The following is a 17,818-nucleotide window of genomic DNA, read 5'->3' on the forward strand; positions in this document are numbered from 1 at the left end:
GAAACTCTAAAGGCTTGGGGGTGCAAATTAATGGCTGAAACGAAAAGGATTATGATTAGTTTACCAAATAGTTTATTAGAAGAAGTTGATTTTATTGTCTCTAATGAAAAAAGGAACAGAAGTGAATTCATAAGGGAGGCTATGAAGCTTTATATAAGAGAAAAGAGAAAGGTTCAGATTTCAGAAGAAATGAAAAATGGATATAAAGAAATGAGTCAAATTAATTCTACTCTAGCAGAAGTTGGATTTGATCAGGACATGAGAGAGTTATTTGTCTACGAAGCAAAACTTACAGGGTGTGAAAAATTGTGATTATTAAAAGAGGAGATATCTTTTATGCTGATTTAAGTCCAGTAATCGGCTCAGAGCAGGGTGGAGTGAGGCCTGTACTTGTTATACAAAACAACATAGGTAATAAGTATAGCCCAACTATAATAATTGCAGCTATTACGTCGCAAATTAATAAGGCTAAACTACCTACCCATGTGGAGATAAATGCTCCTGAGTATGGACTTCCTAAAGATTCAGTTGTTTTATTAGAGCAAATTCGTACTATAGATAAAAAAAGATTAAGAGAAAGAATAGGCAAGTTTAGTAATGAAATGATGGAAAAAGTAGATGAGTGTTTAAAAATAAGTATTGGACTTGTAGAACTATAAGAAAATAAGCATGGTTAACATGCTTATTTTTTTGGGAAATTTCCTGGGAAATACACATATATATTTTAAAGCAAATGAATATATAGTATAATCAAAAGAAGGAGGTTTTGATATGAAAAAGAAATGGACTACAATATGCTTAATTGGATTATGTATTATAGCAGTATTCAGTGTAGAAAGGGAAACTTTTTCTGCCCCAGGTGCAGAAGATGATCCATTGGTTACGAAGAGTTATGTAGAAAAGAGAATAGAACAAATAAAATATTATATTGACCAAAAAATAGGCAATCAAAACACTGAGGTTGTATCTACATCTGAATTAGAAGTAGTAGAAGTAGAAAGTGGACAATCTCTAATAGGAATGGCAGGAACAGAGATAATACTTCGTGGTGGTAAGGGACAAGTTATAGCTGGAGAACTAGGTGGACTTTCAGATATTACAGGAGGAAAAGATCTAAAAATGGGAGAAATGGTACCTGCAAATCATCTCATGATAGTTCCTAGAAATGATAGAAGAGGAGTATTTGTAACTGAAAAGGCTATTTTCATGGTAAGAGGAGCTTATCAGATACAATAGAAAGAAGGGATATTTTTGGTTGTTTTAAGACCCTATAATGATGGGGATGAAGTTCAAATTGTTAAATTGTTTAATGAAGTTTTTAAACATAATAGAACAGTGGATTATTGGCACTGGCAATTTTTAGAGAGCCCTTATGGTAAGGCAACTATGGCTCTAGGAGATGCAGATGGGAAAATAATTGGTCAGTGTACATTACTTCCTTCAAAGATACAAGTAGGAGATAGTGAAATACTAGGTGGCCAATCAATAGATGCTATGGTACATCGGGACTTTAGAAGATGTGGATATTACGAAAACTTAGCGTTTATGTCTTATGATATTGGCACAGAATCTGGTATCAAGTTTAGATATGGTTTTCCTAGCCAAGCTGCTCTTCAAGGGATATTAGAAAAGCTTGGAGGTAGTTTAGTTAGTGATGTACCACTATATATGGATGTATATAGACTTGATAGACTAGTATCGTATTTTTTAAAGAGCAAGGTAGTGTCAAAGATATTATCAGCGCCTGTTAAGTTTTTAATATGGCTCTTTAAAGGAAAAAAGATAAAAAGTAAGAGAAAATATGAATTTAAAGAAGTTAAAAACTTTGGTAGTGAATTTGATGAGTTTTGGGATAGGGTTAAATCCAATTATCCTACTATGACTTCTAGAGAGAGTTCTTTTCTCAATTGGAGGGTGGCAAATCATCCTACTATAGAATACAAAACTTTTGCTGCGTATTATGATGGCAGACTTAGAGGATATATTGTACTTAAGGACGAAGAAAAGATGGTAAGGGGAAAATATCCTTTGAAGATTGGCAGTGTTGTAGACATAATTGGAGAAGATGAAGATACCTATATTGGCCTTTATGAAAGAGCCAAGGACCATTTTAAATCTATAGATGTGGATTTTGTATTGAGTTGGATACTAGATGGAATGTACTATGGTGATACACTAAAGAAATTGGGTTTTATAAAGACAAAAAGTAGAATTCCATTTGCGGTAAAGAATTTGACTTTAGATAGTTCTATAGATGAATATATTTTTAATGAAGAAAATTGGTATCTGATGCCAATTGAAGCAGATACTTATTAGAGGGGGATTTAAATTGTTAAAAAAAATAATAAAGGCAATACTTAAGTACCCTTTAATTCTTATAAATAGGGTATACACCTATTTTTATTACAAAAACAGTGAAGCAAATGAAAACTATCTTGTAGATGATATGTTTGAAGGGAAAAATAAGGTTTTAGTAGTAGCACCTCATGTAGATGACGAAACTATTGGTGCTGGTGGAGCATTGATTAAACATAGAGACAATGAAGATACTATAAGTATTGTATATGTATCAGATGGTGGAGGAAGCACTACTGAACACTCAAGGGAACAGTTAATTGAAGAGAGAAAGTCTGAAGGAATGGGAGTTAAGGACTTTTTACATGGAAAAAGCATATATTTTTTAGATGAACCTGATGGAAGTGTAAATTCAAATAGTGAAGAATTGATTTCTAATTTAGTAAAAATACTAGAAGTGGAAAATCCAAGTGTTATATATACTCCATTTTTAATTGATGGACATACTGATCATGTAGAAACTACTAAGAGCATCATAAAGGCAGTGGAAAGATGGAACAGTGATTTTTCAAGTATCTACATGTATGAGGTGAATTGTCCTATTATACCTAAATTGGTCAATAGTATATGTTCTATAGACAAAAACACATATGATGAAAAAGAAAATATGTATAAAATATTTAAATCTCAATGGGCAATGGGTTTTAGTGTATTTAGCTTATTGAATAGGAGAAAAAAGTTAATTGTTGGGGAAAGCTATGGAGGAGAAGTATTTGTTAAGACCAATGTAGAAAGTAGTATAAAGGCTATGGAAGCTCTTAGAGAAAATGGATTTTTACCAGAACAATTTAAACAATTAAGTAGTGAGTACAACCTTCTTATGGCTTTTAGGAGGAATGCTGATTTGAGAGAAAAATACAGCAATATTGTAGGGAATACTATTATAGAAGAAGTTGCAAAGTAGTAAATAAGTATAGGATAGGAAAATGTATTGTGATATAATGTAAGATACGTTTATTTCATTAAAGCTTGAAAGGAGGAAGGCTCACATTAGAGCTAGGATATAATGAAAGTACTTCATCTAATAAGTGGTGGGGACACAGGAGGAGCAAAGACTCATGTGATCTCATTAGTAAAAGGGCTAGGCGAATATGTAGATGCTAAAATTGTATGTTTCATCGAAGATGCCTTCTATAAAGAAGCCGTAGAAGCTGGACTCAATATAGAGGTATATAAACAAAAAAAGAGATATGATATGTCAGTTATATCAAAACTCAAAGAAGAAATACTTAGAGAAGGCTATGATATTATCCATTGTCACGGGGCAAGGGCTAATTTTATTGCAATGTTTTTAAAAAACAAAGTAAAAGTACCTTTCATAACCACTGTACATAGCGATTATAAATTAGATTTCAAAGACAATCCTTATAAAAAGATTGTATATACAACTATAAACTCTACAGCACTTAAAAAATTCGATTATTATATTGCCATTTCTTCAAATTTTAAGAGGATGCTAGTAGATAGGGGATTTGACGGAGATAGAATATTTACTGTATACAATGGTATTGATTTGAAGGGTAAAATCGACTATGTCTCAAGAGAAGAGTTTTTAGATAGATATGATATTAATGGAGAAGATAAGACTATTGTAGGGATTATGGCAAGATTGGATTTAGTGAAAGATCATGAAACTTTCATTAAAGCTGCCAGAATTGTACTAGATGAGAGAAAGGATGTACTGTTTTTAATAGCAGGAACAGGAAATGATGAAGAAAGGCTAAAATCCATGGTAGAAGAAATGGGTATAGGGGATAATGTTAAGTTTTTAGGATATATAAAAGACCCATACTCCTTTTTCAATACTATAGATATAAATACACTAACCTCTGTAAGCGAGAGTTTTCCTTATGTAATTTTAGAAGGTGCAAGACTCAAAAAGACCATAATAAGTACTGATGTAGGTGGTATAGGAGATTTGATTAAAAATGGATACAATGGCTGGTTAATAAATGTGGGAGATAGTGAAGCTTTGGCAAAGTGTATAAATTCATTTTTAACAGACAAGAGTAGGATTAATCTACTAGGTGAAAATCTTTATAAAACTGTAGAAGAAGGTTTTTCATCTGATAAAATGGCACTAAATCATTTTCAAATATACGAGAAAATAATAGAAAATAGGAGGTAGGATAAATGAAAATAATAAATGAAAAAGGTAAGTTATTTGGAATAATAAATATTATAGATTTAATAGTTATTGTAGTTTTGGCACTTTTAATAACTGGAGGAGTAAAAAGAGTAAGAACAACAAGACCAGACATGGTTTCAGAAACAAAGAAGGCAACAGTTACTATTGAAGTTTCAGAGATTAGAAATGCAACAGTTGAAGGTTTGGTAGTTGGAGATCCTATATATCATTATGACAAGGGAAATTATTTTGGAAAGATTGTAGATGTAAAGGTAGAACCATTCAAGGAAGCTGTAGAGAGTAATGGAAAATGGGTTAATGCAGAAGTCCCAGAAAAGTATGTAGCGACTCTTACTGTAGAAGCAGATGCAGTTGAAACTCCTGATGTAATAATAATCGGTGGAGAACAGACAAGAATTGGACATCAGTTCAGATTAAAAAACAAAAAAGTAGCAGTCTTCGGTACCATTCTTGGAGTGGAAGTTGAATAGTATTGGGAGTGATAGTATGTATAACAGTATTACTGTAACAGTTTTAGCTAAAATATGGGCAGTAATCACAACAGGATACAGATATAGTATATTAAAGAAGATAATGAATGGCCTAGGAAGAGGCTTAAAGTATATTGGTAGAGGTTCATGTTTTATAGGAATTTTTACTTCAAGTAGAAAGATAGTACAGGAATCTATTTTTTATGTGGTTTACTGTAAATGTATGAATATTATTCAAAAGATTTTAGAAGTACTAAAAAGGCTTATAAGTAAATGGAATAGTGGTAGTTTTATAGATACATCTACCTCTAGTAATTTTAAAAACGAAGATACAATCCAAAATGCATTATCAGTATTTTTATTGTTTTTTGGTTTGACAGTATTTATTTTTAATGCTGTAAGAGGGAAGTTCTTAGGAAATTCTTTTAGAATTTCTATATTAGTTATAATTATAGCCTTAATAGGATTTAAATATGAAGGTGGCTATATGAGAATAATTAGAAACAGCAATTGTTTTAAATTAGTTAATAGTATATTTACTATAGATGAGGGAGGGGAGAAATGGTGGTAGAAAACTTAAAAAAGAAACAGTACATTCTCCCTATATTATTGGGAATAGTCTTTGGAGTACTATATTTCAAACTCCCTCTACGATATTTTGCAGCAATATTTTTAGGATCATTAGTGGCAATTGCTATTCTTCATGATGTAAAGGTAGGATTGTTTTTAAGTATTTTAGTTTTACCCTTTATGCCTGATGAACTAAATTTGATTTTTATGCTATTTATATTTTTAGCATTTGTATATAGAGAGGTATTTAGAGATATAAATCCTCTTACGAAAAATCCAATAGATATGCCTATTGCTTTATTTGTAATACTTATTATTATCTCTACTATAACATCAATAAATCCTATGGGAAGCTTTAGGGATTTGGCAATTCACTTATTGTCCATTTCCTTTATGTTTGTTATGGTGAACAATATTAAGGATAAAAACGAGCTGAATATTTTGCTTACTATTATGGTTGCTACTGCGTCATTAGTAGCATTATATGGCTTGTATCAGTACAAAGTTGGAGTTGAAATGGAAGCAAAGTGGCTTGATACTACTAACAATGAAGGTATAACTACTAGAGTATTTTCAGTGTTTGGAAATCCTAATATTCTAGCAGAGTATCTCATAATGGTTACACCAATTTCAATAGCACTGTTTTGGCAGACTAAGTCTATGTTTAAGAAATTTTTATTCTTATTAACATCTCTACTATTAACAGGTACATTGGTACTAACATTTTCTAGAGGTGGTTGGTTGGGATTTGCCTTTGGAATATTTATATTTATACTATTAGTAGAAAAAAGACTTCTTTTATTGTTGATTCCATTGGGCTTAGGTGCAATTAATTTTTTACCACCTACAATTTTAAACAGAATACTCAGTATCGCCAACTTTGCAGATTCATCTAATAACTATAGAATTAGGATTTGGAAAATAACTTTAGATATTATAAAGGACTATTTGCCTACTGGAGTTGGATTTGGATATATTCCTTTTAAACAGACTTTTGAAACATATATTAGAACTATGCCTGCTTATCATTCTCATAACACATATCTTGAGACTTTAGCAGAGATGGGGATTCCGGGGATTGTAGTTCTTATAATGTTAATTTTTATAATATATAAATACTCAATTAAAACCCTTGTAAAAGGGGAAGATAAATGGACAAAAGTGATTTCAGCAGGAATACTTTCTGGGATAAGTGCATTACTTATGCATGGAGCTGTTGAAAATGTCCTTTATTTGCCAAAGATAATCATTACATTTTGGACCTTAGTATCTTTTTTATTAGTTCTCATGAGATTATCAGAGGAATCTAGAGATATTGGTTAAAAAGGAGAATAACTATGAAAGTGAAAGACAAGATACTTATTTCTGGATACTATGGGTTTGACAATAGTGGCGATGATGCTATTTTAAGAGCTATAGTTAAAGACATTGAAGAGAATAGTGACAATGTAGAGATAACAGTACTGTCTAAAAGACCTTCTTATACACAAGAATCCTATGGGATAAAGGCTATTGATAGATTTAATATGAAGGAAACAGCTAAAGCTATAAGAGATGCTGATTTGTTTATAAGTGGAGGAGGAAGCTTACTTCAAGATGTTACCAGTACTAGATCAATTTTATACTATTTAACCCTAATGAACTATGCTAAAAAGCACAATATTCCTGTAATGGTATATGCAAATGGCATTGGTCCAATAAATAAGAAATATAATAGATTCTTGACTAGAAGGATACTCAATAAAGTTGATTTGATAACCCTTAGAGATGAAGACTCTAAAAGTTTTCTGAAAGAATTAGGAGTTAAAAATAAAAATATATATGTAACTTGCGATCCAGTTTTTACAATGATACCTTCAGAGAAATCTAGAATTGAAGAAATATTTCAAAAGGAAGGCATACCAAGGGAAAAACCATTGATAGGTATAGCTATTAGACAGTGGAAAGATGCTCCAAATTTAGTTGATACAATGTCAGAGTCTATAGATAAAATACTTGATGAATACGATGTAAATATTGTTTTCATTCCTATGCACTATCCTGAAGACTTAGATATAAGTATTGAAGTTGTTAAAAATGTATCTAAGAAAGGTATATATGTATTGAGGGAACAATATAGCGTTGAAGATATAATGGGGATAATAAAAGAACTAGAACTCATTATTGCCATGAGATTACATTCCCTAATATATGCTACAACTCAAGGTACTCCTATGGTAGGACTAATATATGATCCCAAAATTGAAGGATTTTTAAAGTTTATAGATGTAGAATATATGTGTTATGTAGACAATATGAGAGTAGAAGAATTATTACAAAATATTAGATCTGTTTGGGAAAATAGAAGTAGCATAAGAGAAAAACTGGAAGAAGGGGACGAGAAGTTTAAGGAAAAGGCATTAGAAAATGTCCATATGGCCTTAGACCTTTTAAAGAGAAGGTGATTTAAATGGAAAGTATAAAGATATTTGGTGTAAGGGTAGATAAGGTATCATTAAAAGAAGCTGTATGCAAAGTAGAAGAATTTTTACAAGGGAATGGGCCTAAAACCATATATACACCAAATACTGAGATAATAATGGAAGCTAAAGAAGATGAACAACTAAAGGAAGTATTAAACAATGGGAATTTGATTATTCCTGATGGTATTGGACTTATATATGCTGCAAAGATAAAAAAGAAACCTCTTGTAGAGAGAGTGACAGGATTTGATTTGTCTATTGAGATGATTAAATTAGCAGATAAACATTCATATAGTATATTTCTTTTAGGTGGAGAAGAAGGAATTGCAAAAAAAGCTGGGGAAAAAATAGTAGAAAAATATACAAATGTAAAAATTGCAGGTTATAATAATGGATACTTTAAAGGAGCACATATAGGTTTTCCAGGTCATGAAGAGGAAAGAGAAGTGATTGAAAAAATCAAACAAGCTAAGCCGGATATTCTATTTGTTGGCTTTGGGGCTCCAAAATCAGAAAAGTGGATGGAACTTTATAAAGATGAGTTAAACTGCAAAGTTATGATAGGAAATGGTGGAACTATGGATATAATTGCTGGAAAAGTTAAAAGGGCTCCAGAGGTATATCAAAAGCTAGGACTAGAATGGTTTTATAGATTGATAAAAGAACCGTCTAGAATAAAAAGACAAATAGCTCTTCCGAAATTCATGTTTAAAGTTATATTTGGAAAAGATGTAGTAGAATAGAAGAGAGGGGCGAAACTTAGTGGAAAACAATAAAAAGTGGTATAAGGAAATTATATCCTATGCAGGTATTGTACTGGGTGTCATGATAAGTGCAGTGGCATTTAATTTTTTCTTAGAGCCAAATAATATTGCTCCAGGTGGGGTCACAGGTTTGGCTATTGTCATAAGAACAGTTACTGGAATTCCTATATATCTTACAAACTTAATTATTAATATTCCACTATTTATTATAGGAGTTGTTGTACTAGGTAAGGCATTTGGAGCAAAGACTTTATTTGCTACTTTTGGTCTTTCATTTTTTCTAAAAATAGTTCCTTATAGGGTTGCAACAGAAGATTTATTGTTGGCTTCTGTTTTTGGTGGAATACTTTTAGGTTTTGGGTTAGGACTAGTGTTCAAATCTGGTGGTACTACTGGAGGCACTGACTTAGCTGGTGCTATACTCAACAAGTGTTTTCCAAGGGTTAGTATATCTTCCTATATGATGGCTATAGATGGTATTGTAGTTGCCATTGCAGGGCTGGCATCTAGGAAGTTAGAGATATCATTGTATTCTGTAATAGCACTATATCTTGTAATTAAAGTTATAAATACCATGTTAGAAGGGGTAGGCTATGTAAAGGCCTTTCTCATTATAACAGAAAAGCCTGAAGAACTTGGGCAAGCAATAATGAGAGATATACAAAGAGGTGTAACCCTATTTAAAGGGAAGGGCATGTATACAAAAGAAGAGAAGGATATTCTTCTTTGCGTAGTCAACAGATCACAATTTACAAAACTAAAAGAATTAGTTAATGCGATTGATGCAAAAGCTTTTCTTATGGTGACAGATATGTATGAAGTCATAGGGGAAGGTTTTCAAGAAATAAAAAAATAGTAGGAGGGATACGATGGAAAAGTATGGAGAACTAAAATCTATAGCAAAAAAATTGAGAATTGACATCATTGAAATGCTTACAGAATCAAAATCAGGGCACCCAGGTGGCTCCCTTTCAGCTTGTGAAATACTTACTGCATTGTACTTTAAAGAAATGAATATAGATCCTAAGAATCCAGATTGGGAGGATAGAGATAGATTTATACTTTCTAAAGGACATGGGGCACCAGTTCTTTATGCAACATTAGCAGAGAAAGGGTATTTTCCTAAAGAGGAATTGATGAATTTAAGAAAGATAGATTCTATGTTACAAGGACATCCTGATATGAAGGGAACTAAAGGAGTAGATATGAGTACTGGTTCTTTAGGCCAAGGAATAGCAGCAGCTAATGGAATGGCAATTGCAGGAAAACTTGATAATAAAGATTATAGAGTTTATGCCTTATTAGGTGATGGAGAATGCCAAGAAGGAATAGTTTGGGAAGCAGCTATGTTTGCAGCTCACTACAAACTAGATAATTTAACAGTATTTTTAGACCACAATGGATTACAAATAGATGGAAGAAATGAAGATGTTATGAATATTGAACCAATAGATGAGAAGTTCAAAGCATTTGGCTGGAATGTAATCTCAATTGATGGACATAATTTTGAAGAAATAATTTCTGCCATAGAAGAAGCAAAGAATACAAGTGGTAAACCAACTATGATCATCGCTAAGACTGTAAAAGGAAAGGGAGTATCTTTTATGGAAGATCAAGCAGGATGGCATGGTAAAGCACCTAGCAAAGAAGAAGCAGAAAAAGCACTAAGTGAATTGGAGGTGGAATAGATGGCTAATATGATGGCAACAAGAGAAGCTTATGGTGAAGCACTAAAAGAATTAGGTGGCAAAAACAAAGATGTAGTTGTACTAGATGCAGACCTTTCAGGTTCTACTAAGACAGCAGTGTTTAAAAAGGAATATCCTGAAAGATTTTTTAACGTAGGAATAGCTGAACAAAGTCTAATGGGAACTGCTGCAGGATTAGCTACTACAGGTAAGATTCCTTTTGCTAGTACATTTGCTATGTTTGCTGCAGGTAGGGCATTTGAAATAATTAGAAACTCTATATGCTATCCAAAGTTAAATGTAAAAGTTGCTGCTACTCATGCAGGACTTACAGTAGGAGAAGATGGAGCTACTCATCAAGCTATAGAAGATATAAGTATAATGAGGTCTATTCCAAATATGGTAGTATTAAATCCAGCTGATGGTGTAGAAACAAGACAATGTATAATGAAAGCGGCTGAATATAATGGACCTGTATATATAAGATTAGGTAGAAGTAAGGTACCTGTAATATTTGATGATAATTATAATTTTGAAATAGGAAAAGGTGTAGAGCTAAAGAGTGGAAAAGATGTAACTATAATTGCAACCGGCATTATGGTTGCTAAAGCCTTAGAAGCAAGTGAAGCCTTAGAAGCAGAAGGCATATCAGCAAGAGTAATAAACATTTCAACTATAAAACCTATAGACAAGGACATAATTATAAAGGCTGCAAAAGAAACTAAGGGTATAGTTACAGCAGAAGAGCATAGCATAATAGGCGGATTAGGTAGTGCAGTAGCTGAGGTAATTGTAGAGAACTGTCCAGTACCAATGATGAGAGTAGGGGTAGAAGATACTTTTGGAGAATCTGGTACAGGAGAATCAGTTCTTGAAAAATATGGTTTGACCTCTGAAAATATAGTTAATAATGTAAAAAGAATATTGAAATAGATAAACAAGGACATTTTCTATATGGAAGGTGTCCTTTTTTTCATAAAAAACCCCTATAGAGAATATGTATATTAGAGAGATAAAATATTTTTAATGGAGGGGGACTTTTTGAAGAAGAATGTTATTGTATTTATTATCATCATAATAATTGTTTTAGGAATTATAATTGTTCCCAAATATTTTCAGGCAGGTGATGGAAAAGTGAGATTTAAAACTGTTGAAAAACAGGAAATACCACAAAAAATAGTTGATATACTACCTAATTATTTAGCAGATGAAAGAGCACTAGGATGCAAAGTAGAGGATGAAGTATTTGTTGTAGTGACTAGAGGGGAGAAAAACACAGGTGGATACTCAGTTACTATAGACAGAATTGAAAAGAAAAAAGTTTCTAAAGATGAATACAATCTCACAGTATATGCAGTATTTAAGGATCCAAAACCTGATGAGATCGTAGCACAAAAGATTTCATATCCCTTCGCTATAGCCAAAACAGATTTAGATAAACTCCCAAATACAATTCAATTAGAGGTTTTATATGAGGAATAGGCATATAAGTTTTATGCCTATTTATTGTTTCCATAAATTTCTTAAAGGAAATTAACATTTTATGTAGAAGTATATACGATAAGAACAATTGAAGGGGGAAAATCAATGAAAAACTTTAAGAAAAAAACTTGTATGCTCATAGTAGCATCAATGGTGGGATTAAGTTCAACATCTGTTGCAGCACCTTATACAGTAAAATCAGGAGATTCATTTTGGAAAATAAGCAATAACTTTAATATTTCTTTAGAGAGTTTGATGAAGGCAAATAATGCAAATGAAAATACAATCATATATCCTGGGCAAGTTATAGAAGTACCAAATGGTAAAAAAGAAACAAAAGTTACTAATACAACTGCTAATAGAAGTAGCATTGGAAGAGAAATGAATAAATCTATTGATTTAGGATATGGTGAATATTTAGATTGGTTTGATGAAGTAAAAGAAAATGTTCTTCCTATAGGTTCAGTATTTAAAGTAACAGATTTCTACACAGGTAAATCTTTCACTATGAAGAGGACTATAGGTTCATTTCATGCTGATTGTGAAGCTTTAACATTGGAAGATACAGAGATTATAAAGGAGATTTGGGGAGGATTTAACTGGGAGAGAAGACCTGTAATTGTACAAGCTAAAGATAGATGTGTAGCAGCAAGTATGACAGCTATGCCTCATGCAGGTTTAGATAGTGTAGAAGGTGGAAAGTATACTGAAGGCAGAAGTGGTGGATATGGTGGAGGTACTAACTATGACTACATAAAGGGCAATGGAATGGATGGTCATGTGGATATTCACTTTGCAGGTAGTAAAAGGCATAAGGATGGAGCAATAGATCCACAGCATCAAAAATGTATAAAAATAGCTGCAGGAATGGCAGATAAGTAAAGTCATATATTCACAAAAACGATATATATATAATAAAATAGGGTATCAGTAGAATTATGGGGGTGACCAAATTGTTTACTAAATACGAAGTGCCTCTGGAAAGTTTAAAGAGAAGATGTACTGCTGATACATTTGAGCATGATACTACTTCCAATATTCCAGTGTCAAGGGAGCTTATTGGGCAAGAGAGGGCGATGGAAGCACTAAAGTTTGGACTTTCTATAAAGAGAAAGGGATACAATATCTATGTATCGGGGCTTACTGGAACAGGAAAAAATAGTTATTCATACTTGGTGGCAAAGGAGTTTGCAGAGAAAAAAGATAGACCAAAAGATTGGTGTTATGTATTTAATTTTAGAAATTCCAAATCTCCAAGAGCTATTAGCTTAGAATCAGGTATGGGTACGATATTTAAAAAAGACATAGAAGAAGCGATTAAAAATATAAAGTTAGAGATACCAAAGATACTATCATCGAAAGAATATGAAGATAGTAAAAATTTAATATATGGTCAACATCAAAAAAAGGCTCAAGAAACTATTGATGAGTTAAATGATGTGGCAAAGAATTATAATTTTGTATTTAAACAAACAGATCGAGGAATTTTAAGTCTACCATTAGTAGATGGGCGACCTATGACTGATGAAGAAATTGAAAACTTGACTATATCTCAAGTAGAAAAACTAAAGGAGCTTTCAGAAGAACTAAGTAAACAGGTTTTTGATTATGTAAAGAGAATTAAAGACTTGGAAGTTAGTCTAAGAGATAAAATTAAGGAACTAAAAGAGCAGAAAACCTTAGAAGTTGCTTCACTATACATTGATCCTATAGTAGAAAAGTTTCAAGTTCAAAATGGGGTTAATAGTTATCTATTAGATATGAAGAAGGATATAGTTAAGAACTTTGATAAATTTGTTGTTGAAGAAGAAAAATATCTAGACAATGCGTTGATTCCAATTGATAGGAAGGAAGATTTTTTCAAAAGATACGAAGTTAATCTCTTTATTGATAATAAAGATGTCAAAGGTGCCCCTGTAATAAGGGAAATGAATCCAAACTATTACAATTTGATGGGGAAAATAGAGTATGTAAATGAATTAGGGGGACTAAGAACTGATCATACTAAGATAAGACCAGGAGCATTACATGAGGCTAATAGTGGCTATCTAATCATACAGGCAAAAGATATACTTCAGAGCAAAGCGGCTTGGGATGGGCTAAAAAGAGCTATTTCTACAGAAGAAATAGTTATTGAAAATATTACTGGTCTAAACATAATATCTGAAACCCTAAGACCTGAGCCTATACCCCTTGATATAAAAGTTATAATCATTGGAGACTATATGACATATCACTTACTTTATCAATATGATGAAGATTTCAAGAAACTTTTCAAAATCAGATCGGATTTTGATGTTGAGATGGAAAGAAATAGTCAAAACATAATGAAAATAGGTTCCTTTGTAGCCTATCAATGTGAAGAAGAAAACTTAAAGCCCTTTGATAGAACTGCATTAGCTTCAATAATAGATTTAAGTAGTAGGATAGCAGAGAGTCAAAATAAGTTGACGGCTAGATTTAATGAGTTAGTTGAAATCATATATGAAGCAGAGGCTTATACTACAGCAGAAAACAGGGATGTAGTTACAAAAGAAGATGTTTTGATGGCTGTAAACAAAAAAGTCTACAGAAACAATATATATGAAGAAAAAATACTAGAATATATAGAAGATGGTACTATATTACTTGACACAAGTGGTTGGAAAGTAGGAGAAATAAATGGCTTATCTGTTATGAATATAGGCCAATACAACTTTGGCAGGCCTTGTAAGATAACAGTAAATACTTATTTAGGCAAAGAAGGTATTCTAAATATAGAAAGAGAAGTAGATCAAAGTGGAAGTATTTATGACAAGGGAGTACTAATACTTGGTGGATATTTAGGAGAAAAATATGCCAAAGATATTCAGCTTTCAGTTACCGCAAGTATAACATTTGAACAGTCTTATGACGGTATAGAAGGAGATAGTGCTTCTAGTACAGAACTTTACGCATTACTATCAAGTCTTGCAGACATACCAATAAATCAAGCAATAGCAGTCACTGGTTCAGTCAATCAAAAGGGAATGGTTCAGCCTATTGGTGGAGTCAATGAAAAGATTGAAGGATACTATAAGGTTTGCAAAATCAAAGGACTTACTGGAAGTGAAGGTGTGATAATTCCAAAGCAAAATGTAGAAAATTTAATGTTAAATGATGAAGTAATTGAAGCGGTAAAAGAAGGACTATTTAAAATCTATGCTGTGGAAAGTATAGACGAAGGGATAGAGATATTGACCAATATGGAAGCAGGAGAAATGGACGAAGAAGGAAATTACAAAGAAGGAACAATTAATTATTTGGTACAAAAAAGATTAGAAGAATACTCAGATTTAAGTAAAGATTATGAGTAATGATTATAAATTCCCTAGCTAAAAGGGTTGTTCCCATTTAGTTTAGGGGATTTTCGTTAGTAAAAAAATTTTGAAAAGGGTTTCAAAATGTCTTTTAAAATAGATAATAAAATGATAGAATGTAATATACAAAAAATAGAATGGAGTGATTAGAAATAGAGAAAAAAATAAATCATGTAAAATTGTTTTTTTTATTATTGTTTTCATTTATACTATTTAAATTAGTTAATAGCGAAGATGTGTCAATAACAGTACACAATATATTAAGACCTTTTATTTGGGCTTTTGCTATTGCATTTTTTTTAAATGTATTATTAGCGAAAATAGAAAAAAAGTTTAAGTTAAAAAGATGGTTAAACATTCTTATTGTATATATAATTTTCTTTGGAATAATAACATTATTTGTATTATTTATTACTCCAATGGTTGTTAATAGTATTAAAAACTTAGGAAAAGAATTGCCAGAGTATATTGATATTACTCAAGAATGGTTAGAGGGATTACCAAATAAATTCCACGGTAAAACTGAATACTATTATATTGTAGAAGAGATTAAGTCAGCATTAGAAAGTCTTATGGTCAAGGCAAAAGAAAGCATAGGACCACTATTAAATAAGACAATAACTCAAATAATCAATCTTACATCTGGAATATTTAATTTCATCATGGGTGCTATAATATCTGTATATATTCTTAAAGATAAAGAACAGTTTGTAAATGGTTTCAGAAGGATTACTTACGCAATGTTTTCAAATGAAACAGCAGAAACCTTAGGAATAGTACAGAGGGAGATAAATGGAGCTTTTTCAAAGTTTTTCGTTGGAAAAATAATAGATTCAGCTATAATTGGAATACTTTGTTTAATAGGACTATGGATAATGAAAGTTCCATATGCTCTTTTAATAAGCCTTATTGTTGGTATAACAAATATGATTCCGTATTTTGGACCATTTATAGGAATGATTCCAGCAGCTGTAATCACATTGTTTGATAGACCTATAAAGGCCTTATGGGTAGTAATATTCATATTCTTATTGCAGCAATTTGATGGATTGTATTTGGGACCTAAAATATTGGGTATACAAGTTGGAATGAAGCCTTTCTGGATAATCACTGCAATATTGATTGGTGGAGGATTCTTTGGAGTATGGGGTATGCTATTTGCAGTTCCTGTAGCAGCTGTTGTTAGATCTTTAATAGATAGATATACAAAAAAACAACTACAGACAAAAGGAATAAAATATTAAAAAAAGGGTGGTATTACCACCCTTTTTACATACCTATTATTCAGTTGCATAATTGTCAAAATATCCTTGTATAAGTACAACAGGAGTTCCCTTATCTCCACTGCCACTAGTTAAGTCACATAAGCTTCCTAATAGATCAGTCAATTGTCTTGGTGTTGTGCCCAATGACTCAGCTTGACCAACTAGATTATTATCTTTTTCTTTTATCTTTTGAACAATGGCATTTTTCATTTCTTCTCCTTCAAGTTCATTTAGCTCAGCGTCTGCTAAATACTTCAACTTGATTTCATTTGGAGTGCCTTTAAGTCCTTCAGTATAGCCAGGGGAAACAACTGGATCTGCGAGTTCCCAAATCTTCCCTGCAGGGTCCTTGAAAGCTCCATCTCCATATATCATTACTTCAATATGTTTTCCAGTAGCTTCTTTTAGTTTCCTTTGTATTTCATCAACATAGTGCTGGCAATTCCTAGGGAAAAGTTTAATTTTATCTTTAGTAGCCATATTTGATCCTAAAAGACCATATTCAGGATTATATCCACTACCATCAACAGATGTAGTTAGAATTTCATCTAGTCCATAAACTTTTTTAGCACCAGCATCCTTTAATATTCTCTTAGTTCTCTTTCGCTCATGAATATTTGCTACTAGAACATCTTTAGTAAAGTTTAATACAGTTCTAGGATCATTAGAAAGATGTATTTCAATATTATCATTAACTCCTAAATCCTTATACATTTGAACATAGTCCACTCCTGTAAAGGGGTGTCTAACATTTTCACCAAACAATTTCCTATATTCACTTTCACTTAATACATCGGTATAAGGGTTTATTCCTAATCCATCCATTTTATCTATATTCATTAGATGATTTCCCACTTCATCAGAAGGATAATTTAAAACTAAATAGATTTTTTTACCTGTCATAGCCAGACCTTTTAAGATAATGGAGAATCTATTTCTGCTGAGAATTGGGAATATCACTCCAAAATCACTTTCAAATTTATCATCTGTAGCCTTTTTGATTTGTTCAATAGTAGCGTAATTTCCTTGTGCTCTAGCTACTAAGGATTCTGTTATTCCTACAACATCTCTATCGTTTAGATTGTAGTTTTCAGTTTTAGCAGATTGTAATATTGAATCCACTACAATATCTACTATATTGTCACCTTCTTTTATAATAGGGGTTCTTATACCCCTTGTCGTAGTACCTACTGTTCTTACCATTTCTATTCCTCCCATTGAGAATTAAATGCATTCTTTTAATATTATAACATTTAAATGAAAACTTAGTAGAAA

The 17,818-nt window shown here is 32.0% G+C and carries 19 protein-coding genes; 18 read left to right on the forward strand and 1 reads right to left on the reverse strand.

All coding sequences use genetic code 11. The annotated features are described in order from the left end of the window. Nucleotides 1-30: 30 nt before the first annotated feature. The 18 genes from BQ9840_RS10795 (at nucleotide 31) to BQ9840_RS10880 (ending at nucleotide 16,522) form a co-directional block, all read left to right on the forward strand. On the forward strand, nucleotides 31-312 hold the full coding sequence (locus BQ9840_RS10795; RefSeq protein ID WP_077369793.1) for a CopG family ribbon-helix-helix protein: 282 nt from the start codon (nucleotides 31-33) through the stop codon (nucleotides 310-312). Continuing rightward, nucleotides 309-659 carry a type II toxin-antitoxin system PemK/MazF family toxin gene (locus BQ9840_RS10800; RefSeq protein WP_077369794.1) on the forward strand — a complete coding sequence of 117 codons (351 nt, stop codon included), beginning with the start codon at nucleotides 309-311 and terminating at the stop codon, nucleotides 657-659. Before BQ9840_RS10795 ends, BQ9840_RS10800 begins: the two co-directional genes overlap by 4 nt. Nucleotides 660-771: 112 nt before the next feature. Continuing rightward, nucleotides 772-1,236 (forward strand): hypothetical protein, encoded by a 465-nt coding sequence (locus BQ9840_RS10805; protein ID WP_077369795.1) that lies wholly within the window; start codon nucleotides 772-774, stop codon nucleotides 1,234-1,236. Between the two features lie 15 nt (nucleotides 1,237-1,251). After that, nucleotides 1,252-2,316: a GNAT family N-acetyltransferase gene (locus BQ9840_RS10810; RefSeq protein WP_159436157.1), complete on the forward strand. Its 1,065-nt coding sequence runs from the start codon at nucleotides 1,252-1,254 to the stop codon at nucleotides 2,314-2,316. 13 nt (nucleotides 2,317-2,329) lie between these two features. Further along, complete coding sequence (locus BQ9840_RS10815; protein ID WP_077369797.1) at nucleotides 2,330-3,259, forward strand: PIG-L deacetylase family protein; 930 nt, start codon at nucleotides 2,330-2,332, stop codon at nucleotides 3,257-3,259. Between the two features lie 102 nt (nucleotides 3,260-3,361). Next, nucleotides 3,362-4,483 (forward strand): glycosyltransferase family 4 protein, encoded by a 1,122-nt coding sequence (locus BQ9840_RS10820; RefSeq protein ID WP_234978647.1) that lies wholly within the window; start codon nucleotides 3,362-3,364, stop codon nucleotides 4,481-4,483. A gap of 5 nt (nucleotides 4,484-4,488) precedes the next feature. Further along, nucleotides 4,489-4,974, forward strand: a complete 486-nt coding sequence (locus BQ9840_RS10825) for a DUF4330 domain-containing protein (RefSeq protein ID WP_077369799.1) — start codon at nucleotides 4,489-4,491, stop codon at nucleotides 4,972-4,974. Between the two features lie 16 nt (nucleotides 4,975-4,990). Continuing rightward, nucleotides 4,991-5,545 (forward strand): hypothetical protein, encoded by a 555-nt coding sequence (locus tag BQ9840_RS10830; RefSeq protein WP_143254336.1) that lies wholly within the window; start codon nucleotides 4,991-4,993, stop codon nucleotides 5,543-5,545. Then, nucleotides 5,536-6,867 (forward strand): O-antigen ligase family protein, encoded by a 1,332-nt coding sequence (locus tag BQ9840_RS10835; protein ID WP_077369801.1) that lies wholly within the window; start codon nucleotides 5,536-5,538, stop codon nucleotides 6,865-6,867. Before BQ9840_RS10830 ends, BQ9840_RS10835 begins: the two co-directional genes overlap by 10 nt. Before the next feature lie 14 nt (nucleotides 6,868-6,881). Then, the gene (csaB, locus tag BQ9840_RS10840) at nucleotides 6,882-7,988 is read left to right on the forward strand and encodes a polysaccharide pyruvyl transferase CsaB (RefSeq protein WP_077369802.1); all 1,107 of its coding nucleotides are present in this window, start codon (nucleotides 6,882-6,884) and stop codon (nucleotides 7,986-7,988) included. Nucleotides 7,989-7,993: 5 nt separating this feature from the next. Further along, complete coding sequence (locus tag BQ9840_RS10845) at nucleotides 7,994-8,749, forward strand: WecB/TagA/CpsF family glycosyltransferase (protein WP_077369803.1); 756 nt, start codon at nucleotides 7,994-7,996, stop codon at nucleotides 8,747-8,749. A 19-nt stretch (nucleotides 8,750-8,768) separates the two neighbouring features. Beyond that, nucleotides 8,769-9,626 (forward strand): YitT family protein, encoded by an 858-nt coding sequence (locus BQ9840_RS10850; RefSeq protein WP_234978648.1) that lies wholly within the window; start codon nucleotides 8,769-8,771, stop codon nucleotides 9,624-9,626. 13 nt (nucleotides 9,627-9,639) lie between these two features. Then, nucleotides 9,640-10,458, forward strand: a complete 819-nt coding sequence (locus tag BQ9840_RS10855; RefSeq protein ID WP_077369804.1) for a transketolase — start codon at nucleotides 9,640-9,642, stop codon at nucleotides 10,456-10,458. After that, nucleotides 10,459-11,391 (forward strand): transketolase family protein, encoded by a 933-nt coding sequence (locus BQ9840_RS10860; protein ID WP_077369805.1) that lies wholly within the window; start codon nucleotides 10,459-10,461, stop codon nucleotides 11,389-11,391. Nucleotides 11,392-11,499: 108 nt separating this feature from the next. After that, nucleotides 11,500-11,940: a protease complex subunit PrcB family protein gene (locus BQ9840_RS10865; protein WP_077369806.1), complete on the forward strand. Its 441-nt coding sequence runs from the start codon at nucleotides 11,500-11,502 to the stop codon at nucleotides 11,938-11,940. 105 nt (nucleotides 11,941-12,045) lie between these two features. After that, on the forward strand, nucleotides 12,046-12,822 hold the full coding sequence (locus BQ9840_RS10870; RefSeq protein ID WP_077369807.1) for a muramidase family protein: 777 nt from the start codon (nucleotides 12,046-12,048) through the stop codon (nucleotides 12,820-12,822). Nucleotides 12,823-12,884: 62 nt separating this feature from the next. Next, nucleotides 12,885-15,275 (forward strand): AAA family ATPase, encoded by a 2,391-nt coding sequence (locus BQ9840_RS10875; RefSeq protein ID WP_369800226.1) that lies wholly within the window; start codon nucleotides 12,885-12,887, stop codon nucleotides 15,273-15,275. A 182-nt stretch (nucleotides 15,276-15,457) separates the two neighbouring features. After that, complete coding sequence (locus BQ9840_RS10880) at nucleotides 15,458-16,522, forward strand: AI-2E family transporter (protein WP_255371034.1); 1,065 nt, start codon at nucleotides 15,458-15,460, stop codon at nucleotides 16,520-16,522. A gap of 36 nt (nucleotides 16,523-16,558) precedes the next feature. On the opposite strand, the gene BQ9840_RS10885 is transcribed toward BQ9840_RS10880, so the two are convergent. Then, nucleotides 16,559-17,746: a coenzyme F420-0:L-glutamate ligase gene (locus BQ9840_RS10885; protein ID WP_077369810.1), complete on the reverse strand. Its 1,188-nt coding sequence runs from the start codon at nucleotides 17,744-17,746 to the stop codon at nucleotides 16,559-16,561. Nucleotides 17,747-17,818 lie beyond the last annotated feature (72 nt).

The sequence above is a fragment of the Anaerosalibacter sp. Marseille-P3206 genome, assembly GCF_900155565.1.
In the GTDB taxonomy this organism is placed as follows: domain Bacteria; phylum Bacillota; class Clostridia; order Tissierellales; family Sporanaerobacteraceae; genus FUHM01.